We start from the raw sequence: 24,534 nt of genomic DNA on the forward strand, positions 1-24,534 counted from the left end.
GATGAAACGATGACCGCCAATACCCAGGCCCTGTCCGACGCCGGTGTGTCCATCTGGCTGGACGACCTGTCCCGCGAACGACTGGGCGACGGCTCCCTCCGCCAGCTGATCGAGGGCAAGAACGTCGTCGGCGTCACCACGAACCCGACGATCTTCGCCTCGGCCCTGGCCAAGGGCGAGGCCTACGACAAGCAGGTCGAGGAGCTGGCCGCGGCCGGCGCCGACGTCGAGACCGCCGTCTTCGAGATCACGACGGCCGACGTCGCCGAGGCTTGCGACCTCTTCGCCCCGGTCGCGGCCGCGACCAACGGCGTCGACGGCCGGGTCTCCCTCGAGGTCGATCCGCGGATGGCGCGCGACGGGGACAAGACCGTCGCCGAGGCCGCCCGCCTCGCCGAGAAGGTCGGCAAGTCCAACCTGCACATCAAGATCCCCGGCACCTACGAGGGCCTGGACGCGATCACGAAGACGCTGGCCGCCGGCATCAGCGTGAACGTGACGCTGATCTTCTCCCTCGAGCGCTACCGGGCCGTCATCAACGCCTTCATGACCGGCCTCGAGCAGGCGAAGGAGAACGGCAAGGACCTGTCCACCATCCACTCGGTGGCCTCGTTCTTCGTCTCCCGCGTCGACACGGAGATCGACAAGCGGCTCGACGCCGTCGGCAGCGACGAGGCGAAGGCCCTCAAGGGCAAGGCCGGGCTCGCCAACGCGCGACTGGCCTTCCAGATCTTCGAGCAGCAGTTCGCGACCGAGCGCTGGGCCACGCTGGCCGACGCCGGCGCGAAGCCGCAGCGTCCCCTGTGGGCCTCCACCGGCGTCAAGGACCCGAACCTGCCGGACACCCTCTACGTCACCGAGCTGGTCACCCAGGGCGTCGTGAACACGATGCCGGAGAAGACGCTCGACGCCGCCGCCGACCACGCGGACGTCACCGGGGACACCATCCGGGGCTCCTACGACGACGCGAACGCGACGCTGGACGCCATCGACAAGCTCGGCATCTCCTACGACGACGTCGTCAAGGTGCTCGAGGACGAGGGCGTCAGCAAGTTCGAGGTCAGCTGGAGCGAGCTGCTCGAGACCGTGCAGAACGCTCTCGACGGCGCGAAGGCGAAGGTCGGCGCGGGCTCGGAGGGCACCCGATGAGCTCGCTGTCCTTCCGGGCCTCCGGGGCCGCGGCGGACGCCGTCCAGGCGCACGTGCCCACGCTGGTCCAGGATCGGATCGCCTCGAGGATCACCGCCAAGGACGCGACCCTGTGGGGTCCGGACGCCGAGTCCGAGGCCGGCAAGCGCCTCGGCTGGGTGTCCCTGGCCGAGACGTCCCGCCCGCTGGTGCCCGAGATCACCGCCCTGCGCGACGAGCTCACCGCGGACGGCGTCACCCACATCGTGCTCGCCGGGATGGGCGGCTCGTCGCTGGCTCCCGAGGTCATCACGCGCACCGCCGGCGTGGACCTGACGGTCCTCGACGCGACCGACCCGCAGCAGGTGGCCAGCGCGCTGGGCGATCGGATCACCGAGACGGCCCTCGTCGTGTCCTCCAAGTCCGGCTCGACCGTCGAGACCGACTCGCAGCGCCGGGCGTTCATCCAGGCGTTCACCGACGCGGGGATCGACGCGGCCAGCCGCATCGTCGTCGTCACCGATCCGGGCTCCCCCATGGACGAGGCGTCCCGCGCCGCAGGCTACCGGCACGTGTTCAACGCCGACCCGGCCGTGGGCGGCCGCTACTCCGCGCTGACCGCGTTCGGCCTCGTGCCCTCGGGCCTGGCCGGCGTGGACATCGCGGGCCTGCTCGACGAGGCCGAGGAAGCCGGCGAGCACCTGCGGGAGGACGCCGAGGACAACATCGGCCTGCAGCTGGGCGCCGCGCTCGGCGGCACCACCCCGCTGCGCGACAAGATCGTGCTCGTGGACGAGGGCTCCGGCATCACCGGCTTCCCCGACTGGGCGGAGCAGCTGATCGCCGAGTCGACCGGAAAGCTCGGCCGCGGCGTGCTGCCGGTCGTCGCCGACCCTGACTCCCCCGAGGTCACCTCCGGCGCGGACGACGTGCTCGTCGTCCGGCTCGTCGGCGACGACGCGGGGGCACCCTCTCGCGGAGGAAGCGACAGCGACCAGGTCGAGGTCTCCGGTTCGCTCGGCGCCCTCATGCTCACCTTCGAGTACGCGACCGCCGTCGCGGGCCGCCTGCTCCAGATCAACCCGTTCGACCAGCCCGACGTCGAGTCCGCCAAGGCGGCCGCCCGCGGGATGCTGGATGAGCGCCCCGACGCCGGGGACCCCGCGTTCACCGACGGCTCCGTCGAGGTGCGCGGCGACGCCGGGCTGCTCGGCGACGCGACCACGGTGTCCGGTGCCCTCGAGGCGCTGCTCGCGCAGCTGCCCGAGCACGGCTACGTCGCCGTGATGGCCTACCTCGACCGGCTCGCGTTCCCCGAGCTCGCCGGGATCCGGGACACCCTCGCGGGGGCGACCGGCCGGCCCGTCACCTTCGGGTGGGGCCCCCGGTTCCTGCACTCGACGGGCCAGTACCACAAGGGCGGGCCCGCGGAGGGCGTGTACCTGCAGATCACCGCCACCACCGCGCCCGGCGACGACGTCGCGATCCCGGACCGCCCGTACACCTTCGGCCAGCTGATCACGGCGCAGGCCGCCGGCGATGCCCAGGTCCTCGGTGAGCACGGCCGGCCGGTGCTGCGCCTGAACCTGACCGACCGCGCCGCCGGCGTCGCCCAGCTGCGCGAGGTCGTCGACGGACTTGCCTCAGGCACCGCGACCGATCGACCGGAAGGACACGCAGCACGATGAGCATCAGGACGGACGTGCCCGAGGGCGTCGCCACCGACCGGCGCCCTGCCGGCCGGGAGAACGGCAACCCGCTGCGGGACGACCGTGATCGCCGGATCAGCCGGATCGCGGGTCCGTCCGCGCTCGTGCTGTTCGGCGTGACCGGTGACCTGGCGCAGAAGAAGCTGCTACCGGCCATCTACGACCTGACCAACCGGGGCCTGCTGCCGCCGAGCTTCGCGCTCGTCGGCTTCGGCCGCCGCGACTGGGACGATGAGACGTTCGCCGGCCTGGTCAAGGAATCCGTGCAGAAGAACGCCCGGACCAGGTTCGACGAGAACGTGTGGCAGCAGCTGGCTGCGGGCATCCGCTTCGTGACGGGTGCCTTCGACGACCCCGCCGGGTTCGACCGGCTCAAGGACACGCTCACCGACCTGGAGCGGACCCGCGGCACCCGCGGCAACACCGCGTTCTACCTGTCGATCCCGCCGGGCGCGTTCGAGCAGGTGTGCCAGCAGCTCTCCGCACGCGGCCTCGCGGGCAAGGACAGCCTCGCGGGCAAGGACAGCCTCGCCGGCCGGAACGTGGATGCGGACGCCGCCGGGGACGGGTCGAGCGACGGCCAGCACACCGACGAGACGACGGGCTGGCGCCGCGTCGTCATCGAGAAGCCGTTCGGCCACGACCTGACCTCCGCGCGGGAGCTGAACGACGTGCTCGAGCGGGTCTTCCCGCCCGACGCGGTGTTCCGCATCGACCACTACCTGGGCAAGGAGACGGTCCAGAACATCCTGGCGCTGCGCTTCGCCAACCAGCTGTTCGAGCCGCTGTGGAACGCCCGGTACGTGGACCACGTGCAGATCACCATGGCGGAGGACATCGGCATCGGCGGTCGCGCCGGCTACTACGACGGTGTCGGCGCCGCCCGCGACGTGATCCAGAACCACCTGCTCCAGCTGCTCGCCCTCACCGCGATGGAGGAGCCCATCTCCTTCGACGCGGACCACCTGCGGGCGGAGAAGGAGAAGATCCTCGACGCGATCCGGCTGCCGGAGGACCTGGGCGCCCACTCGGCGCTCGGTCAGTACACCGGCGGCTGGCAGGGTGGTGAGCAGGTGCGCGGCTTCCTCGAGGAGGACGGCATCGACCCGGACACCGTCACGGAGTCGTTCGCCGCACTGCGCCTGGACATCCACACCCGCCGCTGGGAGGGCGTGCCCTTCTACCTGCGCACCGGCAAGCGCCTGGGCCGCCGCGTCACCGAGGTCGCCGTCGTCTTCAAGCGCACCCCGAACGTGCTGTTCACGGACAGCGCCGACGAGATCGGCCAGAACGCCGTCGTCATCCGCATCCAGCCGGACGAGGGCGTGACCATCCGCTTCGGGTCCAAGGTGCCCGGCACCCAGATGGAGGTGCGCGACGTGACCATGGACTTCGGCTACGGGCACGCGTTCACCGAGTCCAGCCCGGAGGCGTACGAGCGCCTCATCCTCGACGTCCTGCTCGGCGAGCCGCCGCTGTTCCCGCGGCACGAGGAGGTCGAGCTGTCGTGGAAGGTGCTCGACCCCTTCGAGCAGTACTGGGCGGACCACCACATCAAGCCCGAACCCTACGAACCCGGCGGCTGGGGCCCGGCCAGCGCCGACGACCTGCTCGCCCGTGACGGGCGCACCTGGAGGCGGCCATGATCGTCGATCTGCCCGACACGACCACCGCGGACGTGAACAAGAAGTTGATGAGCCTGCGGGACGAGGGCGGCGTCGTCGCCCTCGGCCGCGTGCTCACCCTCGTCGTCCTCGCCAGCGAGGGCAGCGAGGAGGAGGCCATCGAGGCCGCCAACGCGGCGAGCCGCGAGCACCCGTGCCGCATCATCGTGCACGTGCCCGTGGACGCCGCCGAGGCCGTCGACGACGCCGACCGCATGGACGCGCAGATCCGCGTGGGCGGCGACGCCGGCGCGGCCGAGGTGGTCGTCCTGCGCTGCTCGGGCGTGCTCGCCGACCCCGACGAGCCTCTGCTCGCGGCCCTGCTGCTGCCGGACGCCCCGATCGTGGCCTGGTGGCCGCGCCGCGCGCCCGTCAACGCCGCGGCCAGCTCCATCGGCGCCATCGCGCACCGGCGGATCACCGACACCGGCAACGCGGCGGATCCGCTCGCCGCGCTCGGCCGCATCGGCCAGACCTACACCGCCGGTGACACCGACCTCGCGTGGACGCGCCTGACCAACTGGCGGCTGCAGCTGGCCGCCGCGGTCGACGAGTTCCTGGCCGACGGCGGCGACGTGAGCACCGTGGACGCCATCCGCGTCGAGGGGGCCGAGGACTCCCCCAGCACGATGCTCCTGGCCGGCTGGCTGTCCCTGCGGTTCGGCGTCGAGGCCGCGGTGAGCGACCAGCCCCCGGGACTCGGCATCGGCCTCGTGGAGATCCGCACGGCGAGCGGCTCGGTCATGCTGTCGCGCCCCGACACCGCGATCGCGACGCTGTCGATGCCCGGCCAGGCCGACCAGCACATCGCGCTGCCCAAGCGGACCCTGCAGGAGTGCCTCGCCGAGGAGCTCCGGCGGCTGGACCCGGACGAGGTGTTCGGCGAGGTCGTCACCGAGGGACTACCACTGTGCCGCCGGGAGCAGGCCGCATGACCGTGGCCGACGTCGTCATCCTGGACTCCCCCGAGCCCCTGGCCAGCCATGTGGCCGAACGCCTGATCGCCGAGATCACCGCCGCCCAGGCCGCCCGGGGCAGCGCCTCCGTGGTGCTGACCGGTGGCGGCATGGGCGGCCGCACCCTCGCCGCCGTCGGAGAGCTCGACACCTCCGCGATCGACTGGTCCCGGGTGGACCTGTGGTGGGGCGACGAGCGGTTCGTGCGCAGCGGCGACGAGGAGCGCAACGACCGGCAGGCCCGGGCGGCGCTGCTCGACCGGCTCCCGCTCGATCCGGAGCGCGTGCACGTCGTGCCCGCCGCGGACACCGTCGCCTCCGCCGAGGAGGCCGCCGCCCGGTACGCCGAGGAGCTGGCCACCGTCAGCGAGGCCGCGGGCTCGCGCCCCACGAACGGCACGGCGGTGCCGGCGTTCGACGTCCTCATGCTCGGTGTGGGCCCGGACGCGCACGTCGCGTCCCTCTTCCCCGAGCTGGACGCGGTCACGGAACAGCAGGCCACCGCCCTCGCCGTGCACGACGCGCCGAAGCCGCCGCCGGACCGGGTGACCCTCACCCTGCCCGCGATCAACGCCGCGCGGCAGGTGTGGCTCGTCGTCGCCGGTGCGGACAAGGCCGGTGCCGTGGCCCTGGCCGCCAACGGCGCAGCAGCCCAGCAGGTGCCCGCGGCGGGCGTGCAGGGGACCGAGCGCACCGTCTGGTTCCTCGACACGGCGGCCGCGTCCCGGTTGCCCGCGCAGGCCACCGACGAGAGCTGAGTGCCGGCGCCGACGTCCCAGCGCGGAGACACGAGCGCCGACACCGGGCTCGCACACGAACGACCGAGGGCGCCATCCGCATGGATGGCGCCCTCGGTCGTCGGTGCTGCCGGCGCAGTGCCGGTCGGTCGGCCCCGGGGGCTCAGTGCTCTCCGGAGAACCGCAGGATCAGGCCCAGGGCCACGATCACCGCAGCCCAGCAGATGCCGAGCACGACCGTGAAACGGTTGAGGTTCTTCTGCGCGACGCCGGACGAGTTCAGGCTCGACGTCATGCCGCCGCCGAACATGTCCGACAGCCCACCGCCCTTGCCCTTGTGCAGCAGGATGAGGAGGGTGAGCAGGAGGCTGGTGATCCCCAGCAGCACCTGCAGCACGATCTTGAGGATGTCCACGGTGGCCTTTCGATGTGTCGCGTCCGCCTGACCTCGACCCGGTGCCCGGGCAGGAGTGACTGTGTCATGACCGACCGTCAGGTGGTCAGGTGGCTCTCGAACCTGACAATGTTAGCAAATTCGCCCGCGTCCAGGCTGGCACCGCCGACCAGCACGCCGTCAACGTCGGGCTGGCCGATGATCGCCGCGGCGTTGGCCGCCTTGACCGATCCGCCGTAGAGCACGCGCACCGCACCGGCGACGTCGTCGCCGTAGCGGCCGGCCAGCTCGGCGCGGATCGCCGCGCTCATCTCCTGCGCGTCGTCCGGGCCGGCGACCTCGCCGGTGCCGATCGCCCAGACCGGTTCGTAGGCGACGACGAGCTGCCGCACCTGGTCCTCGGGCAACCCCTCGAGGTCGGCGCGCAGCTGGCCGAGGGTGTGCTCGACGTGGGTGCCGGCCCGGCGCACCTCGAGGCCCTCGCCGACGCACAGGACGGGGACGAGGTCGTGCCGGAACGCGGCCTTGAGCTTGGCGCTCAGCTGCTCGTCGGTCTCGCCGTGGATCGTGCGCCGCTCGCTGTGCCCGACGAGCACGTAGGTGCAGCCGAGCTTGGCGAGGAACTGGCCGGAGATGTCCCCGGTGTAGGCGCCGGAGTCCTGGTCGGAGAGGTCCTGGCCACCGTAGGCGATGCTCAGGTCGTCCCCGTGGACGAGGGTCTGCACACCGCGCAGGTCGGTGAACGGCGGGAACACCGCCACCTCGACCCGGCGGTAGTCGTGCTTGGCGTCGTCGAGGGTCCACGCGAGCTTCTGCAGCAGCGTGATGCCCTGGACGTGGTCCATGTTCATCTTCCAGTTGCCCGCGATCAGCGGCACGCGGGTGCCGGAGGCCGAGGGGGAAGCGGGAGTGGTGCTCATTGCCGTCCGTCCTTCGTCGTGAGGGGCCGACCGGGAAGCTGGATCCGGTGGCCGATCCTGTGATCAGCACGGTGGCCCGGGGACCGTGCGGTCCCCGGGCCACCGGGAGGGGCACTGCGTGGCTCGAGGTGGGCAGATCAGCGCTCGAGCGCGGTGATGCCCGGCAGTTCCTTGCCCTCGAGGTACTCCAGGCTCGCGCCGCCGCCGGTGGAGATGTGGCTGAACGCGTCGTCGGGGAACCCGAGGGTGCGCACCGCGGCCGCGGAGTCGCCGCCGCCGACCACCGTGAGTGCGCCGTCGGCCGTGACCGCGGCCAGCGCCGCGGCGATCGCCCTGGTGCCGCCGGCGAACGCCTCGAACTCGAACACGCCCGCGGGCCCGTTCCAGAACACCGTGCGCGCCTTCGCGATCTCGTCGGCGAACGTTCGGCCCGACTCGGGTCCGATGTCCAGGCCGATGCCGGAGGCACCGAACCGGGAGGACTCGATCCCGTCGGCCGGGACGATCTCGTGCTCGGCGTCGCGGTCGAATTTCTCCGCCACGACGATGTCGGTCGGCAGCACGATCCGCACGCCGGTCTTCTCGGCCCGGTCGAGGTAGCCGCGCACCGTGTCCAGCTGGTCTTCCTCGAGCAGGCTGGCCCCGACCTTGGCCCCGCGCGCGGCGAGGAAGGTGAACACCATCCCGCCGCCGATGAGCAGCACGTCGGCCTTGCCGAGCAGGGAGTCGATGACGGCGAGCTTGTCCGAGACCTTGGACCCACCGAGCACGACGACGTAGGGCCTCTCGGGGTCCTCCGTCAGCCGGCGCAGCACGTCGATCTCGGCCTTGACCAGGTCGCCCTGGTAGGCGGGGAGGACGGCGGCGATGTCGTAGACGCTCGCGTGCTTGCGGTGCACGGCGCCGAAGGCGTCGTCCACGTAGGCGCCGGTGTTCTGCCCGCCGGGCCCGCCGGTCAGGGACGCCAGCTCGGCGGCGAACGCGGCGCGCTCGTCGTCGTCCTTGCTGGTCTCCCGCGGGTCGAACCGCACGTTCTCGAGCACGAGCACCTCGCCGTCGGCCAGCGCGTCCGCCTTGGCGTGGGCGTCCTCACCGACGACGTCGGTGGCCGCGGTCACGGGCACGTCCGCCAGTTCGGCCAGCCGCGCCGCCGCGGGGGCGATGGAGTACGCCGGGTCCGGAGCGCCCTTCGGGCGGCCCAGGTGGGCCATCACGATCACGCGCGCACCGGCCCCGGCGAGAGCCGAGATCACCGGCAGGGACGCGCGCACGCGCCCGTCGTCGGTGACCCGGTCCCCGTCGAGCGGCACGTTCAGGTCCGAGCGGACCAGAACGTGCCGCCCGGCGACACCGTCGGCGAGCAGGTCCTGCAGGGTCTTCGCGCTCACGACGGTGCCGCCTCAGAGCTTGCTGGCGACGAGCTCGGTGAGGTCCACGAGCCGGTTGGAGTAGCCCCACTCGTTGTCGTACCAGGAGACGACCTTGACCTGGTTGCCGATGACCTTGGTCAGGCCCGAGTCGAAGATCGAGGACGCCGGGTCGGTGACGATGTCCGAGGAGACGATGGGCTCGTCCGTGTAGGTCAGGTAGCCCTTCAGGGGGCCGGACTCGGCGGCCTTGCGGTAGGCCTCGTTGACCTCCTCGGCGGTGACCTCGCGGCTGACCGTGGCGGTCAGGTCCGTCGCGGAGCCGGTGGGGACCGGCACGCGCACGGCGTAGCCGTCGAGCTTGCCCTTCAGCTCCGGCAGCACGAGGCCGATGGCCTTGGCGGCACCGGTGGAGGTCGGCACGAGGTTGATCGCGGCGGCACGGGCGCGGCGGAGGTCCTTGTGGGGGCCGTCCTGCAGGTTCTGGTCCGCGGTGTAGGCGTGGATCGTCGTCATCAGGCCCTGCTGGATGCCGAACGAATCGTTGAGCACCTTGGCGAGGGGACCGAGGCAGTTGGTGGTGCAGGACGCGTTGGAGATGATGTGGTGCTGCGACGCGTCGTAGTCGCCGTCGTTCACGCCCAGGACGATGGTGATGTCCTCGTCGGAGGCGGGCGCGGAGATCAGGACCTTCTTGGCTCCGGCGTCGATGTGCTTGCGCGCGTCGGCGGCCTTGGTGAAGAAGCCGGTGGACTCGACGACGATGTCCACGCCGAGGTCACCCCAGGGAAGGTTGGCGGGGTCGCGCTCCGACAGGACCTTGATGGTCTTGCCGTTGACGACGATGTTCTGGCCGTCCGTCTCGACCGTCTCGGCGAGCTTGCCCAGCACGCTGTCGTGCTTGAGCAGGTGGGCGAGGGTCTCGGGGCTGGTCAGGTCGTTGACGGCCACGACGTCCAGATCGGCGCCCTGGGACAGGGCCGCACGGAAGTAGTTGCGGCCGATGCGGCCGAATCCGTTGATGCCAATCTTCGTAGTCACTGCATTCCCTTTCGCTGGGGGGACGGGGTGGGTGGAGCGGGCAGACCCCGGGCCGTCAGGGCCCGGGGTCCGACGTGGATCAGGCCGGGACGATCAGCTGGTGCGCGCCGGTCCGGGCCGCGGCGAGGCGGGCGGAGACGTCGTTCCAGTTGACGATGTTCCAGAACGCCTTGACGTAATCGGCCTTGACGTTGACGTAATCGAGGTAGAAGGCGTGCTCCCACATGTCCAGCTGCAGCAGCGGGATGGTGCCCACGGGAATGTTGCCCTGCTGGTCGTACAGCTGCTCGATCACGAGGTTCTGGCCGAGCGGCTCGAACGCGAGGATGGCCCAGCCGGAGCCCTGCAGGCTGGTGGCGGCGTTGGTGAAGTGGCCGACGAACGCGTCGAAGGAGCCGAACGCGTCGTCGATCGCCGAGGCCAGCTCGCCCTCGGGCTTGTCGCCTCCGTCCGGGGACAGGTTGTTCCAGAAGATCGTGTGGTTGAGGTGACCGCCGAGGTGGAACGCGAGGTCCTTGCTCAGCTTCGGCACGGTGGCGAAGTCGCCGTTGGCGCGCGCCTCCTCGAGCTTCTCCAGCGCGGTGTTGGCGCCGTCCACGTACGTCTTGTGGTGCTTGTCGTGGTGCAGCTCCATGATGCGCGCCGAGATGTGCGGCTCGAGCGCGGCGTAGTCATAGGGAAGGTCGGGCAGGGTGTACTTCTCGCTCACGAATTCCTCCATCGGTCCTGGTGGCGTTTCCACGGTGCAGCCCGTGCCGACGGCCGCGGTCGGGCACAGCGACGGAACACGGTTCCGAGCTGGGCCGACGGTGCCGCCGAAGGGGCGGGACGGGTCGGCGCGACTGCCTTCCCATCCTATGCACTCCCCTACTGATCGAGCATCTCGGCGGTCACATTGGCGTCGGTGCCCGGGATGCCCTGATCGGCGGCCCGCTTGTCGGCCATCGCGAGCAGCCGCCGGATGCGTCCGGCGATCGCGTCCTTGGTCATCGGCGGGTCCGCGAGACGGCCGAGTTCGTCGAGGCTGGCCTGCTTGTGGGCCACCCGCAGCTCGCCGGCGTACTTGAGGTGGTCGGGGACGGCGTCGCCGAGGATGTGCAGGGCGCGCTCGACGCGGGCGCCGGCGGCGACGGCGGCCTGGGCGGAGCGGCGCAGGTTCGCGTCGTCGAAGTTGGCCAGGCGGTTGGCGGAGGCGCGGTTCTGCTTGTGCTCGCGACGCTCCTCCCACACCCCGCAGGCACGGGCGGCGCCCATCCGGGTGAGCAGGGAGCCGATGGCCTCCCCGTCGCGGATGACGACGCGGTCCACGCCACGTGCCTCACGGGCCTTGGCGAGGATGTGGAGCCGGCGGGCGGAGCCGACGAGGGCGAGGGCGGCCTCGGGGCCGGGGCAGGTGACCTCGAGGGCCGAGGAGCGGCCCGGCTCGGTGAGCGAGCCGTGGGCGAGGAACGCACCGCGCCACACGGCGGCCGCCTCGTCGTTGGAGCCGTTGACGATGGCCGGGGGCAGGCCGCGGACGGGTCGCCCGCGGCTGTCGAGCAGGCCGGTCTGCCGGGCGAGGGACTCACCGTCGCGCACGACGCGGACCACGTACCGGTTGCCCTTGCGCAGGCCGCCGCCGGAGACGACGACCACGTCGCTGGTGTGCCCGTAGACCTCGGCGATCGCGGACCGGAGCCGGCGGGCCGTGACCGCGAGGTCGACCTCGGCCTCGATCACGATCCGCCCGGAGATGATGTGCAGGCCTCCGGCGAAACGCAGCAGGGCGGACACCTCCGCCTTCCGGACCGCGGACTTCGCTGTCTGCAGCTGCGACAGCTCCTCCTTGACCTGGGTGGTCAACGCCATGTTCTCGTCCTCACTGCCCCTACCGGGGCCGTCCCCATCAGGGCGCTGCTGCCGGCGCCCTCGTTCCAGCTCACCGACCTCAGGTCAGTGGCCTCCGAAGATGTCGTGGTAGGCCGTCGCGAGGCGCACGTGATCGTGCACCGGGGCGCCACCAGAAGCTCCCACTCTACCGAAGAACACCTCGGCGCCCAGTCCGGCGGCCTCCGCCCGGAGGGCATCGGCGTCGTCCACGCTGCTCGGGTCGACGAGCACCGCGTCCACCCGGAAGTCGGGCGCGCAGTGCCGCAGTACGGCCAGGTGATCGGCCGCCGTCATGCCCCGGGTCTCCCTCGTGGAGGTGCCCAGGTTCATGGTGACGAGGCGTTTCGCCGTGGTCGCGCAGAGGGCGTCCCGCAACTGCGGCAGCAGCAGGTGCGGCAGGACCGAGGTGTACCAGGACCCCGGACCGAGGATCACCCAGTCCGCGAGATCGATGGCCTCCAGCGCCTCCCGGCAGGCGGGCGCGTCCGGCGGATCGAGCCGGACCGCGTCGACGGTGCCGGCGACCGCGAGCCGGGACTGGCCGCGCACGACGTCGACGCCGCCGTCCGCGCGGCGCACGTCGCCCTCGATGGTCAGCGGCACGCTCGCCATGGGCAGCACCTGGCCGCGGGCACCGAGCAGGGCACCGGCCCAGCGCAGGCCGTCGACCGGGTTCTCCAGCAGTTCCCACAGGGCGACGATCAGCAGGTTGCCGAGCGCGTGGTTGTCGAGGGTGGCGTCGCTGCCGGGCCGGGACCGGAACCGGTGCTGCATGACGTCGCGCCAGGTGCGGCCCCAGTCGGTGTCGTCGCACAGGGCCGCCAGCGCCATCCGCAGGTCCCCGGGCGGGAGCACGTCCAGCTCCTGCCGGACCTTGCCGGAGGACCCGCCGTCGTCGGCGACCGTGACGACCGCGGTCAGGTCCGAGGTGAGCAGCCGCAGGGCCGAGAGGGAGGCGTACAGGCCGTGGCCGCCTCCGAGCGCGACGACGGCCTGCTCCTTCCGGCCCGGGACGCTCCGGCCGCTCCCGGAGACCACGGGCATGGCGCCCGTCGGAAAGCCAGGCACTACTCGCGCCCCAGGTCGCGGTGGTGGGTGGACACCTTCGTCTTGGGCAGCTGCGCGAGCCGCCGCGCGAGTTCCTCGGTCACCGCGACAGACCGATGCTTGCCGCCCGTGCAGCCGACCGCGATCGTCGCGTAGTGCTTGTTCTCCCGGCGGTAGCCCTCGAGCACCGGCTCGAGGGCGTGGACGTAGCGGCGGACGAACTCCTCCGCGCCGTTGTCCTCGAGCACGTACCGGGCGACGTCGGCGTCGAGCCCCGTGTGGGGACGCAGCTGGGGCACCCAGTGGGGGTTGGGAATGAAGCGCACGTCGGCGACGAAGTTGGCGTCCACCGGCAGACCGTACTTGAAGCCGAAGCTCATCACCGTCAGTCGCAGCGTGACGGGGCCGGACTCGGAGAACAGGTCGGTGATGGTGGTCGCCAGGTCGTGCACGTTCTTGGTCGAGCTGTCCACGACGAGGGTCGCCATCGCGCGCAGGTCGGCCACGAGGGCCCGCTCGGCGGCGATGCCGTCGAGGATCCGGCCGTCGCCCTGCAGCGGGTGCGGGCGCCGGCCCTGCTCGAAGCGGCGCACGAGCACGTCGTCGTCGGCGTCCAGGAACAGCACCCGGTAGTTGACGCCGGCCGCGGTGAGCGCGCCGAGCGCCTCCCGCATCGAGGCGAAGAGCTCCTTGCTGCGCACGTCCATGACGACGGCGAGCTTGTCCATCGGCTGCGGCGTGCGGGCGACGATGTGGGAGAGCGGAACGAGCATCTCGGGCGGGAGGTTCTCGACGACGTACCAGCCGTGGTCCTCGAGGGCGTTGGCCGCGGTGCTGCGGCCGGCCCCGGACATGCCGGTCACGATGAGCATCTCCGGCTCGGGCGGCTTGACCGGTGTCAGTTCCTCGGGTGCGCTCATGGTCCCTTCCTCACGTGGCCGGCTGCTGTCCCCCGGCGGGTCCTCACGTCCACCCTAGTGGCGTCAGTCCAGCAGCTCGCCCGTGCTCACGTTGACGGCGGCGCGCTCCGTCTCGCCGCCGGCGTCGCCCGCGTCGGCTCCCTCGCTCAACGCCGGCGAGCCCAGCGTCCGCATCACCGCGATCGCGAGCGACTGCCCGACGCCGGGCACGGCGGTCAGTTCGGCCAGGTCCGCGGCGCGGATCTTCTTGACCGACCCGAAGGCCTTCAGGAGCGCCCTGCGCTTGACCGGACCGAGACCGGGCACCTCGTCCAGTTCGGAGGCGGTCATCGCGGCGGAGCGGCGCTGCCGGTGGAAGGTGATGGCGAACCGGTGCGCCTCGTCGCGGACCCGCTGGAGCAGGAACAGCCCGTGGGACGCGCGGGGCAGGATGACGGGGAACTCGCTGTCCGGCACCCACACCTCCTCGAGGCGCTTGGCCAGGCCGACGACGTTGATGTCCGCGATGCCGAGGTCCTCCAGGGCGCGTCCCGCGGCCGCGACCTGCGGCGGCCCGCCGTCGACGACGACGAGGTTCGGCGGGTAGGCGAACTTCGGGCGCGGGGCGCCGGCCACGGCGTCGTCGATGGATCCGCCGCCCCGAGGCACGGGCCCGCTCGCGACGCGCTCGGCCTGCTCGGCGAGGTAGTTGCGGAACCGGCGGTGGATGACGTCGTACATCGCGGCGGTGTCGTCACGCGCGGCGTCGCCCGTGATGGAGAACTTGCGGTAGTCGGACTTCTTCGCCAGCCCGTCCTCGAACACGACCATCGACGCGACGACGTTGGTGCCCTGGACGTGGGAGATGTCGTAGCACTCGATCCGCAGCGGGGACTCGGTCAGTTCGAGCGCGTCCTGCAGCTCCTGCAGTGCCGCCGACCGGGTCGTGAGGTCCCCCGCGCGCCGCGACTTGTGCAGCCGGAGGGCCTGGACGGCGTTCTCCCGCACGGTGTCGGCCAGGGCGGCCTTGTCCCCGCGCTGCGGGATGGCGACCTTGACGTGGGAGCCGCGCAGGCCGCTGAGCCAGCTGGTGACGTCCTCGAGGTCCGCGGGCAGCACCGGGACGAGCACCTGGCGGGGGATCCGCTCGTTCTCCCGGGTGGCGTCGCCGTAGACCTGCTGGAGCAGCTGCTCGATCAGCTCGGCGTCGTCGCTGTCGTCGACCTTCTCCACGACCCAGCCGCGCTGGCCGCGGATCCGGCCACCCCGGACGTGGAACACCTGGACGGCTGCCTCGAGCTCGTCCTGCTCGATGCCGAACACGTCTGCGTCGACCGTTTCCTTGAGCACGACGGCGTTCTTGGTGAACGCCTTGGTCAGGGCGCCGATGTCGTCGCGCAGCGTGGCCGCCCGCTCGTAGTCCAGCTCCGCGACGGCCGCGCGCATCTTCTTCTCGAGCTCGGTGATGAACGGCTGCTGCTTGCCGGCCATGAAGTCGCAGAACTCCTGGGCGATCTCGCGGTGCTCCTCCGGGGTCACCCGGCCGACGCACGGCGCCGAGCACTTGCCGATGTAGCCGAGCAGGCAGGGCCGGCCGGACTGCTTGGCGCGGCGGAAGACGCCGGTCGAGCACGAGCGCATGGGGAACACCCGCAGCAGGGTGTCGACGGTGTCCCGGATCGCCCACGCCTGCGAGTAGGGCCCGAAGTAGCGGGTGCCCTTCTGCTTGTCACCGCGCATCACCTGCACGCGAGGGAACTCCTCCCCCATGGTGATCGCCAGATAGGGGTAGGACTTGTCGTCGCGGAAGGCGATGTTGAACCGCGGGTCGTACTCCTTGATCCACGTGTACTCCAGCTGCAGCGCCTCGAACTCGCTGCTGACGACGGTCCACTCGACGCTGGACGCGGAGAAGACCATGGTGCGGGTCTTGGGCAGCAGGGTGTGCGGCGCCGCGAAGTACGAGTTCAGCCGCGACCGGAGGTTCTTCGCCTTGCCGACGTAGATCACCCGCCCGTGCTGGTCGCGGAACCGGTAGACACCGGGGGTGGTGGGGATCTCGCCGGTCCTGGGGCGGTAGGTGCGGGGGTCCGCCACGCCGCCCTCCTACTCGGCGCCGGGCCGCTGGTTGTAGCGCCCGACGCGTTCCTGGCCGGTCAGGTCGGCAATGGCTTCCATGATCCGGTCCGTCACCTCCCGGCGCTGCGGCAGGGAGTGGCCGGGCCCCACCCGGTCGAAGTACAGGGGCTCGCCGACCTTCATGGTGAACCGGCGGGGCGTGACCATCATGCTGTCGGCCGGCTGCAGCTTCTCGGTGCCGATCAGCCCGACGGGCACGACGGGCGCACCCGTGGTCAGGGCGAGCCAGCCGACGCCGGTCTTGCCGCGGTACAGCTTGCCGTCACGGGAGCGGGTGCCCTCGGGGTAGATGCCGAAGACGTCGCCCCGGTCGAGGACCTCGAGGGCGGTCTGCAGGGCGGCGACGCTGGCGGCCTGCTCGCCCCGCTCGACCGGGATGGACCCGATGCCCTCGAAGAACGTGCGCATCGCGGCACCCTTGAATCCGGGAGAGGTGAAGTACTCCGCCTTGGCGAAGAAGCTGACCCGGCGGGGCATGAACGAGGACACGATGATGCTGTCGAGGAAGGAGAGGTGGTTCGGGGCGACGATCACCGGTCCCGACGCCGGGAAGTTGGCCAGGCCGGACAGGCGCGGGCGGCAGCTGAGTCGGAAGGCGGCCCGGGACGCGGCGCGGGTGGACTCGTAGACGCTCACGCGGTGGCCCTCCCGACGACGTCGGGGTCGGGCAGGTCGGAGCCGGGCAAGTCCGAGCCGGTGCTCTTCCGGCCCGCGGGCCGCGGCAGCAGGTCGGCGATCGCGGCCTCGAGCTCCGACGCGCTGCCGACCACGAGGGTCGCCCCCGCGTCCACCAGTTCGCGGTCTCCCGCGAAGCCCCAGGCCACGCCGATGCCGGCGAGGCCGTTGTCCGCGGCACCGCGCATGTCGTGCTGCCGGTCACCGACCATGACGGCGGTCCGGTGCTCCGGAGCGGAACCGGTCTCGTCCGTCACGGTCGTGAGCCCGAGATCCGCGAGGGCGGCGGCGACGATCTGCGTCTTGGTCAGCGGCACCGGGTCCTCCTCGTCGTCGGAGGAGCCGTGCACGACGTCGAACGCGTCGAGCAGGCCGGTCGCCGCGAGCAGTTCCGTGGCGAGGCCGACGGGCTTCTGGGTCGCGACCGCGAGCCGGTACCCGTGCTCACGCAGCCGCACCAGCAGGTCGGCGACGCCGGGATACACCCGGCTGGCCCCCATGCCCTCGGCCCGGTAGCGGTCGCGGTACGTCGCGATCACCGCGGCGAGCCGGTCGGCCGGGACACTCGCGATCGTGCCCAGCGACTGGGCGAGCGGCGGGCCGACCATGGACCGCAGGGCGGCATCGGGCGGGATCGGCAGCGCGTGCTGGGCGAGGGCCTGCGTGATGCCCCCGGTGATCGCACCGGCCGGGTCCACGAGCGTGCCGTCGAGGTCGAACAGCACGGCCGGGGCGGCGGGGCGGAAGGCGTCGACGGTCACCGGGGAAGTTTCCCACATCGGGTGTGACCGTCCCAACAACGCATGCCGGCCCCGGCATACAACGGTGCGGGCATGGGCGGTCAGGACGCCGCCGGGACGAGCAGCTCGGTGAGGAACTGCCCCGTGTAGGACGCCTCGACCGCCGCGACCTGCTCGGGCGTGCCGGTCGCGATGACCGTGCCGCCGCCGGAGCCGCCCTCGGGACCGAGGTCGATCACCCAGTCGGCGCTCTTGATCATGTCGAGGTTGTGCTCGATGGTGATGACGGTGTTGCCCTTGTCCACGAGGGACTGGAGCACGGCGAGCAGCTTGCGGATGTCCTCGAAGTGCAGGCCCGTGGTCGGCTCGTCGAGCACGTACACGCTGCGGCCGTTGGACCGCTTCTGCAGTTCGCTCGCGAGCTTGACGCGCTGCGCCTCGCCGCCGGACAGCGTCGTCGCCGGCTGGCCCAGCCGCACGTACCCGAGCCCGACGTCGACCAGGGTGTTCAGGTGCCGCGCGATGGGGCTGAACGCCGCGAAGAACTCGGCGGCCTCCTCGATCGGCATCTGCAGCACCTCGGCGATGGTCCTGCCCTTGTAGTGCACCTCGAGGGTCTCCCGGTTGTACCGGGCCCCGTGGCACACCTCGCACGGCACGTACACGTCCGGGAGGAAGTTCATCTCGATCTTCAGCGTGCCGTCGCCGGAGCACGCCTCGCACCGGCCGCCCTTGACGTTGAAGGAGAACCGGCCGGGCAGGTAACCGCGCAGCTTGGCCTCGTTGGTCTCGGCGAACAACTTGCGGATGTGGTCGAAGACGCCCGTGTAGGTGGCGGGGTTGGAGCGCGGGGTGCGGCCGATGGGGCTCTGGTCGACGTGGATGACCTTGTCCAGCTGCTCGAGGCCCTCGACGCGGGTGTGCCGGCCCGGCACCTGCTTGGCGCCGTTGAGCCGGTTCGCCATCGTCTTGTAGAGGATGTCGTTGACCAGGGTGGACTTGCCCGAGCCGGAGACGCCCGTCACGGCGGTGAACACGCCGAGCGGGAACGAGACGTCCACGTGCTGGAGGTTGTTCTCCCGCGCGCCGACGACCTTGACCATCCGCTTCCGGTCCACCGGACGGCGGGAGGACGGCGGGTCGATCGAGCGGCGGCCGGCCAGGTAGTCGCCGGTCAGGGACATGGTGTTCTGCAGCAGGTCCGCGTAGCTGCCCGAGTGGACGATCGCGCCGCCGTGCTCCCCCGCGCCCGGCCCGACGTCGACGATCCAGTCGGCCTCCTGGATGGTGTCCTCGTCGTGCTCGACGACGATCAGGGTGTTGCCGAGGTCCCGGAGCCGGGTCAGCGTCTGGATGAGCCGCCGGTTGTCCCGCTGGTGCAGCCCGATCGACGGCTCGTCCAGGACGTAGAGCACGCCGACGAGGCCGGAGCCGATCTGGGTGGCCAGGCGGATGCGCTGCGCCTCGCCGCCCGACAGGGTGCCGGCGGGCCGCGAGAGGTCGAGGTACTCGAGCCCGACGTCGAGCAGGAACGTCAGGCGCGCCTCGATCTCCTTGAGCACCTGGGCGGCGATCTGCCGTTCGCGGTCGGTCAGCTCGAGGTCGTGCAGGAACGCCGCGCACTCGCGCAGCGGCAGTGCGGTCACCTCGGCGATGGACCGGCCGTCGATCAGCACCGACAGCGACGCCGGGTTCAGACGCGCGCCGTTGCACTCGGGGCACGCGACCTCCCGCATGTACTCCTCGTACCGCTCGCGCGTGCTGTCCGACTCCGTCTCGGCGTGCTTGCGCTTGATGTAGGCGATCACGCCCTCGAAGCCGGTGCTGTACGTGCGCTCCCGGCCGAACCGGTTGCGGTACTGGACGGTGACCTTGTGGTCCTTGCCCAGCAGGATGGCCTTCTTCGCCGCGGCCGGCAGCTGCGCGAACGGGGTGTCCAGGTCGAAGCCCAGCTCGTGGCCCAGGCCCTCGAGCAGCCGGTTCCAGTACTGGGTCGTGGAGGTGCCGAGCGTCCAGGGGGCGATGGCGCCCTCGGCGAGGGTCTTGCTCGGGTCCGGCACGACGAGGTCCTCGTCGACCTCGAGCCGGGTGCCGATGCCGGTGCAGACCGGGCAGGCGCCGAACGGGTTGTTGAAGGAGAACGAGCGCGGCTCGATCTCGTCGATCGCCAGGGGGTGCTCGTTGGGGCACGCGAGGTTCTCGCTGAAGGCACGGGTGCGGTGCTCGTCGTCGGCGTCCAGGTCGACGAAGTCGGCGAGCATCCGGCCCTCGGCCAGCAGCAGCGCCGTCTCGACCGAGTCGGTGAGCCGCTGGCGCATGCCCTCGCGCACGACGAGCCGGTCGACGACCACCTCGATCGTGTGCTTGTACTGCTTGCCGAGCCTGGGCGGCTCGGTCAGCTGGATCTGCTTGCCGTCGACGACGGCGCGCGAGAAGCCCTTGGCGGACAGGTCCGCGAAGAGGTCGACGAACTCGCCCTTGCGGCCGCGCACGACGGGGGCGAGCACCTGGAACCGGGTGCCCTCGTCCAGGTCGAGCAGCTGGTCCACGATCTGCTGCGGCGTCTGCTTGGTGACCGGCTCGCCGCACACGGGGCAGTACGGCCGGCCCACACGCGCCCACAGCAGGCGCAGATAGTCGTAGATCTCGGTGATGGTGCCGACCGTCGACCGCGGGTTGCGGGAGGTGGACTTCTGGTCGATCGACACCGCCGGTGAGAGGCCCTCGATGAAGTCGACGTCGGGCTTGTCCACCTGGCCGAGGAACATGCGGGCGTACGCGGACAGGGACTCGACGTAGCGGCGCTGTCCCTCGGCGAAGATCGTGTCGAACGCCAACGACGACTTGCCCGAACCGGAGAGCCCGGTGAAGACGATCATCGCGTCGCGCGGAAGGTCGACGTCGATGTTGCGCAGGTTGTTCTCGCGAGCACCCTTCACGGTGATGCGGGAGGAGTCGTGCGTCATCAGTCGGGTCATCTCAGCGTTGGGCACGGCGTCCATCCTATCGAAGACCCGTTCGAACGGCGGGCAGGGGGCGGCGGTTCAGCCGTCGGCGGACCTCACTGCGGCGAACCCGCGCGGACGACGGCGGACTCGCCGGCGGCCTCCCAGGCCGCGCTGAGCATGATCCCGGCCTCGGTCTGATCGAGTCCGGCGGCCCTCGCGGTCCGGGCGAGGTCCCGCGCGGCCGCGGCGACCCGCTCGCGGGCCGCGTCGGCGGCCGCGACCGTGGTCCCGGCCCGGCCGGCGGTCACGACGATACCCGCCTCCTCGAGCTCCCGATAGGCGCGCGCCACGGTGTTCGCCGCGAGGTGCAGCTGCTGCGCGAGCGTGCGCACGGGTGGCAGACGGGCCCCCGCGGGCAGCTGCCCGGTGGCGGCCGCCGCGGCGATGAAGCGACGCACCTGCTCGAACGGTGCGGTCGAACTGGCGGGGTCGATGTGGAGCGCGTCGATCAGGGAGAACCCGGTCACCGGCTCACCTCCTCGATGGCGGGCGCGGCGAACTGCGCGTTGTACAGGTCGTAGTAGTGGCCGCGGGCGGCGAGCAGGCTCTCGTGGTCGCCCTGCTCGACGACGCGGCCGTCCTCGAGCACGACGATGAGGTCCGCCTCGCGGATGGTGGACAGGCGGTGGGCGATGACGAAGCTCGTGCGGCCGGTGCGCAGCCGGTTCATCGCCTGCTGGATGAGCACCTCGGTGCGGGTGTCGACCGAGCTGGTCGCCTCGTCGAGGATGAGGATCTCGGGGTCGGCCAGTTGCGCACGGGCGATGGTGACCAGCTGCTTCTGCCCGGCGCTCAGGGCCGACCCGTCGTCGGACAGCACGGTGTCGTAGCCCTCCGGCAGGGACCGGACCACGTGGTCGACCGACGTGGCCTGCGCGGCCGCGACGATCTCCTCCTCGGTGGCGTCGGGCCGGCCGTAGGCGAGGTTCTCGCGGATGGTGCCGCCGAACACCCAGGGGTCCTGCAGCACCATGCCGAAATGGCCGCGCAGATCGGAGCGGGTCATCGCGGCGATGTCGACACCGTCGATGGTGATCCGGCCGCCGTCGAGTTCGTAGAACCGCAGCAGCAGGTTGACGAGCGTGGTCTTGCCGGCGCCGGTCGGACCCACGATGGCGACCGTCTGGCCCGGTTCGGCGCGCAGGTCGAGGTGGTCGATCAGGGGCGTGTCCTCGCGGTAGCGGAAGGACACGTCGTCGAACGCGACGAGCCCGCGGGCGACGGGCAGCCGCGCGGACTCCTCGGGGTCCGGGCTCTGCTCGGGCGCGTCGAGCAGCTCGAACACCCGCTCCGCGGAGGCGAGGCCGGACTGGAGCAGGTTGAGCATGCCGCCGAGCTGGCCGAGCGGCTGGGAGAACTGCCGGGCGTACTGGACGAACGCCTGCACGCTGCCGATCGTGATCAGCCCCGAGGCGACCTGGATGGCGCCGACGACGGCGACGGCGACATAGACGAGGTTCGAGACGAACATCATCAGGGGCATGATCAGGCCGGAGATGAACTGGGCGCGGCGGCTCGCGTCGTACAGCTCGGTGTTGGTCGCGTCGAACCGCGCCCTGGCCTCCGCCTGACCGCCGAATGCGGTGACCACCTCGTGGCCCGTGAACATCTCCTCGATGTGGGCGTTCAGCGCGCCGGTGCGGTTCCACTGGGCCACGAACTGCGGCTGCGACCGCCGGGCCACCAGGACGGTGATGACCGCGGAGATCGGGATGCTGACGACCGCGACGACGGCCAGGGCCGGCGAGATCGAGATCATCATGACGAGGACGCCGATCACGGTCAGCACGGACACGATGATCTGCGTCAGCGTCTGGCTGAGGGTCTGCGCGAGGTTGTCGATGTCGTTGGTGACGCGGGAGAGCACCTCGCCGCGCGGGTGGTCGTGGAAGTGCGCCATCGGCAGCCGGGCGAGCTTGCCCTGCACGGACCGGCGCAGCGCGTACATGGCCCGCTGGACGGACGCCGCGATGAGCCGGGCCTGCAGCCAGTTGAGCACGAAGGCGACCAGGTAGAGGGCGAGGACCCCGAGCAGGATCACCGACAGGCGGCCGGTGTCCAGCCCCTGGCCCGGCACGAAGGACATGCCGGAGAGCAGGTCGGCCTGCTGCTGCTGGCCCGAGGCGCGCAGCCCGGCGATGAGCTGGTCGCGGGAGACGCCCGCGGGCGTCATCCGCCCGACGACGCCGGCGAAGATGACGTCCGTGGCCGCACCGAGGATCTTCGGGGCGGCGACGGTCAGGCCCACGGCGGCGATCGCCATCAGCACGACGAGCCCGAGGCGGCCGGCGTCGGGGCGCATCACGCCGGCGAGCCGGGCGATCGTGGCCTTGACGTGGAGCGGTTTGCTCGGGGGCGCGCCCCGTCCGCGCATGCTCATGCCGCCTCCTCGGCGCTCAGCTGGGACTCGACGATCTCGCGGTAGGTCGCGCAGTCGGCGAGCAGTTCCTCGTGCGTGCCCGAGCCGACGACGGCGCCCTCGTCCAGGACGAGGATGGTGTCCGCGTGCCGGATGGTGCTGACCCGCTGGGCGACCACGAGGACGACGGCGTCGCGCGTCCACGGCACGAGCGCGGACCGGACCCGCGCGTCGGTCGCGTAGTCCAGCGCGGAGAAGCTGTCGTCGAAGAGGTAGATACCCGGCCGGCGCACGAGGGCGCGGGCGATGCACAGCCGCTGCCGCTGGCCGCCGGAGAAGTTGGTGCCGCCGGCCTCGACCGCGGACGCGAGCCCGTCCGGAAGGGCCGTGACGAAGTCGGCGGCCTGGGCGACGCGCAGGGCCGCCCACAGCTGCTCGTCCGTCGCGTCCGGGTCCGCGATCCGCAGGTTGGTGGCGACGGTGCCGGAGAACAGGTGCGCCCGCTGCGGCACGAGCCCGATGCCGGCGCGCAGGCTCTCCAGCGTCAGCGCGGTGATCGGGTGGCCGCCGATGGTGATGGTGCCGTCCGTGGCGTCGAGCAGCCGCGGGATCAGGTTGAGCAGCGTGGTCTTGCCGGCGCCGGTCGAGCCGATGATGGCGGTCGTGCGGCCGGGCTCGGCGGTGAAGCTGATGTCCTCGAGCACGGTGCGCTGGGCGCCGGGATACCGGAAGCCGACGTGATCGAAGCGGAGCGCGCCGGTGACCCCGGCGCGTCGCCCGTCGTTCTCCCCGGTGCTCTCCCCGCCGCTCTCCTTCATCAGCACGGAGGCGTCGACGGCGTCCGGCGCGGAGACGACCGACGGCTCGGCGTCGAGCACCTCCTGGATCCGCTCGGCCGAGACGGAAGCGCGCGGCAGCATCATGAACAGGAACATCGCGAACATGACCGCCATGAGGATCTGCATGATGTAGGCGAGGAACGCGGTGAGCGCGCCGATCTGCATCTGACCCGCGTCGATCCGCATGGCCCCGAACCACAGGACCCCGACGGTCGCGACGTTGACCACGAGCATGATCGACGGGAACATCAGCGCCAACAGGTAGCCCGAGGCGAGCTGGGTCCCGGTCAGGTCCCGGTTGGCGGCGTCGAACCGGTTCTCCTCCTGGCGCTCGCGCACGAAGGCGCGGATCACGCTCAGCCCCATGATCTGCTCGCGCAGCACGCCGTTGACCCGGTCCAGCTGCGTCTGCCCGCGGCGGAACAGCGGGACGAGCCGCCGGACGATCAGCCCGATCACCACCAGCAGGACCGGCAGCACCACGAGGAGCAGGCCGGAGAGGGCGACGTCCTGCGCCAGGGCGAGCACGACGCCGCCGATGCCCATGATCGGCGCCGTGACGAGCATCGTGAACGACATCAGCACGATCATCTGGACCTGCTGGACGTCGTTGGTGCTCCGGGTGATCAGCGACGGGGCGCCGAACCGGGTCACCTCCCGCGACGAGAACCGCTGGACGGAACCGAACACCTCGGCGCGGGCCTGCCGGCCCACGCTCATCGCCACACGGGACGCGAGCGCGATCGCGGCGATGTTGCAGAGGATCTGCCCCACCGTCATGACGAGCATCAACCCGCCGAGCGACCAGATCACGCCGAGGTCGGCCTTGACCACGCCGTCGTCGATGATGTCCGCGTTCAGTGTCGGCAGGTAGAGCGTGGCGAGGGTCTGCAGCAGCTGCAGCGCCACGATCGCGGTGACCGCCGCCCGATGGCGGGCGAGGTGGCGGCGCACCAGCCGGATCAGCATCGGGTCTCCTTCCTTCGTCCTGCCGCAGGTCTGCTCTGCCGCAGTGTCCGTCCAGGGACGCCTCCGGGGCCGGG

At 71.5% G+C, this 24,534-nt stretch carries 20 protein-coding genes; 5 read left to right on the forward strand and 15 right to left on the reverse strand.

Annotation, left to right across the window (positions count from 1 at the left end; all coding sequences use genetic code 11):
• Nucleotides 1-9: 9 nt before the first annotated feature.
• Genes tal through pgl form a run of 5 tightly spaced genes read left to right on the forward strand, consistent with a single transcriptional unit; the run spans nucleotide 10 to nucleotide 6,215 of the window.
• Nucleotides 10-1,149 carry a transaldolase gene (gene tal / locus V6N00_RS09275; RefSeq protein WP_334231804.1) on the forward strand — a complete coding sequence of 380 codons (1,140 nt, stop codon included), beginning with the start codon at nucleotides 10-12 and terminating at the stop codon, nucleotides 1,147-1,149.
• Nucleotides 1,146-2,816 carry a glucose-6-phosphate isomerase gene (locus tag V6N00_RS09280; protein WP_334231805.1) on the forward strand — a complete coding sequence of 557 codons (1,671 nt, stop codon included), beginning with the start codon at nucleotides 1,146-1,148 and terminating at the stop codon, nucleotides 2,814-2,816. Before tal ends, V6N00_RS09280 begins: the two co-directional genes overlap by 4 nt.
• Nucleotides 2,813-4,483, forward strand: coding sequence for a glucose-6-phosphate dehydrogenase (gene zwf, locus V6N00_RS09285; protein ID WP_416385060.1), 1,671 nt, complete (start codon nucleotides 2,813-2,815; stop codon nucleotides 4,481-4,483). The genes V6N00_RS09280 and zwf overlap by 4 nt, the downstream gene beginning before the upstream one ends.
• Entirely contained in the window at nucleotides 4,480-5,436 is a 957-nt protein-coding gene (locus V6N00_RS09290; RefSeq protein ID WP_334231806.1) for a glucose-6-phosphate dehydrogenase assembly protein OpcA, read from the forward strand. Before zwf ends, V6N00_RS09290 begins: the two co-directional genes overlap by 4 nt.
• A complete protein-coding gene (pgl, locus tag V6N00_RS09295; protein ID WP_334231807.1) occupies nucleotides 5,433-6,215 on the forward strand; it encodes a 6-phosphogluconolactonase in 783 nt (260 codons plus the stop codon). Before V6N00_RS09290 ends, pgl begins: the two co-directional genes overlap by 4 nt.
• A gap of 142 nt (nucleotides 6,216-6,357) precedes the next feature.
• Here the strand turns inward: pgl and secG are convergent, their stop codons facing one another.
• The 15 genes from secG to V6N00_RS09370 all read right to left on the reverse strand — a co-directional run bounded on the left by secG (nucleotide 6,358) and on the right by V6N00_RS09370 (nucleotide 24,460).
• Entirely contained in the window at nucleotides 6,358-6,609 is a 252-nt protein-coding gene (gene secG / locus V6N00_RS09300; RefSeq protein WP_334231808.1) for a preprotein translocase subunit SecG, read from the reverse strand.
• Nucleotides 6,610-6,686: 77 nt separating this feature from the next.
• Nucleotides 6,687-7,508 (reverse strand): triose-phosphate isomerase, encoded by an 822-nt coding sequence (gene tpiA / locus V6N00_RS09305; protein ID WP_334231809.1) that lies wholly within the window; start codon nucleotides 7,506-7,508, stop codon nucleotides 6,687-6,689.
• A 137-nt stretch (nucleotides 7,509-7,645) separates the two neighbouring features.
• A complete protein-coding gene (locus tag V6N00_RS09310) occupies nucleotides 7,646-8,896 on the reverse strand; it encodes a phosphoglycerate kinase (RefSeq protein WP_334231810.1) in 1,251 nt (416 codons plus the stop codon).
• Between the two features lie 12 nt (nucleotides 8,897-8,908).
• Nucleotides 8,909-9,916, reverse strand: coding sequence for a type I glyceraldehyde-3-phosphate dehydrogenase (gap, locus tag V6N00_RS09315; protein ID WP_334231811.1), 1,008 nt, complete (start codon nucleotides 9,914-9,916; stop codon nucleotides 8,909-8,911).
• Nucleotides 9,917-9,995: 79 nt separating this feature from the next.
• Entirely contained in the window at nucleotides 9,996-10,625 is a 630-nt protein-coding gene (locus tag V6N00_RS09320) for a superoxide dismutase (protein WP_334231812.1), read from the reverse strand.
• 158 nt (nucleotides 10,626-10,783) lie between these two features.
• Complete coding sequence (whiA, locus tag V6N00_RS09325) at nucleotides 10,784-11,764, reverse strand: DNA-binding protein WhiA (protein WP_334231814.1); 981 nt, start codon at nucleotides 11,762-11,764, stop codon at nucleotides 10,784-10,786.
• Nucleotides 11,765-11,848: 84 nt separating this feature from the next.
• A complete protein-coding gene (locus tag V6N00_RS09330) occupies nucleotides 11,849-12,829 on the reverse strand; it encodes a gluconeogenesis factor YvcK family protein (protein WP_334231816.1) in 981 nt (326 codons plus the stop codon).
• Nucleotides 12,830-12,852: 23 nt separating this feature from the next.
• A complete protein-coding gene (gene rapZ / locus V6N00_RS09335) occupies nucleotides 12,853-13,752 on the reverse strand; it encodes an RNase adapter RapZ (RefSeq protein WP_334231817.1) in 900 nt (299 codons plus the stop codon).
• 63 nt (nucleotides 13,753-13,815) lie between these two features.
• Nucleotides 13,816-15,828 (reverse strand): excinuclease ABC subunit UvrC, encoded by a 2,013-nt coding sequence (uvrC, locus tag V6N00_RS09340; protein ID WP_334231818.1) that lies wholly within the window; start codon nucleotides 15,826-15,828, stop codon nucleotides 13,816-13,818.
• A gap of 9 nt (nucleotides 15,829-15,837) precedes the next feature.
• Nucleotides 15,838-16,506: a lysophospholipid acyltransferase family protein gene (locus V6N00_RS09345; protein WP_334231820.1), complete on the reverse strand. Its 669-nt coding sequence runs from the start codon at nucleotides 16,504-16,506 to the stop codon at nucleotides 15,838-15,840.
• Nucleotides 16,503-17,306 (reverse strand): HAD hydrolase-like protein, encoded by an 804-nt coding sequence (locus V6N00_RS09350; protein WP_334231822.1) that lies wholly within the window; start codon nucleotides 17,304-17,306, stop codon nucleotides 16,503-16,505. Before V6N00_RS09350 ends, V6N00_RS09345 begins: the two co-directional genes overlap by 4 nt.
• 80 nt (nucleotides 17,307-17,386) lie before the next feature.
• Nucleotides 17,387-20,287, reverse strand: coding sequence for an excinuclease ABC subunit UvrA (uvrA, locus tag V6N00_RS09355; RefSeq protein WP_416385061.1), 2,901 nt, complete (start codon nucleotides 20,285-20,287; stop codon nucleotides 17,387-17,389).
• Nucleotides 20,288-20,346: 59 nt separating this feature from the next.
• Nucleotides 20,347-20,760, reverse strand: a complete 414-nt coding sequence (locus tag V6N00_RS09360; protein WP_334231824.1) for a GntR family transcriptional regulator — start codon at nucleotides 20,758-20,760, stop codon at nucleotides 20,347-20,349.
• Nucleotides 20,757-22,673, reverse strand: coding sequence for an ABC transporter ATP-binding protein (locus V6N00_RS09365; protein ID WP_416385062.1), 1,917 nt, complete (start codon nucleotides 22,671-22,673; stop codon nucleotides 20,757-20,759). The genes V6N00_RS09360 and V6N00_RS09365 overlap by 4 nt, the downstream gene beginning before the upstream one ends.
• Nucleotides 22,670-24,460 (reverse strand): ABC transporter ATP-binding protein, encoded by a 1,791-nt coding sequence (locus tag V6N00_RS09370; RefSeq protein WP_334231826.1) that lies wholly within the window; start codon nucleotides 24,458-24,460, stop codon nucleotides 22,670-22,672. Before V6N00_RS09370 ends, V6N00_RS09365 begins: the two co-directional genes overlap by 4 nt.
• Nucleotides 24,461-24,534 lie beyond the last annotated feature (74 nt).

It is taken from the genome of Tersicoccus mangrovi (genome assembly GCF_036881825.1).
GTDB lineage: Bacteria > Actinomycetota > Actinomycetes > Actinomycetales > Micrococcaceae > Tersicoccus > Tersicoccus mangrovi.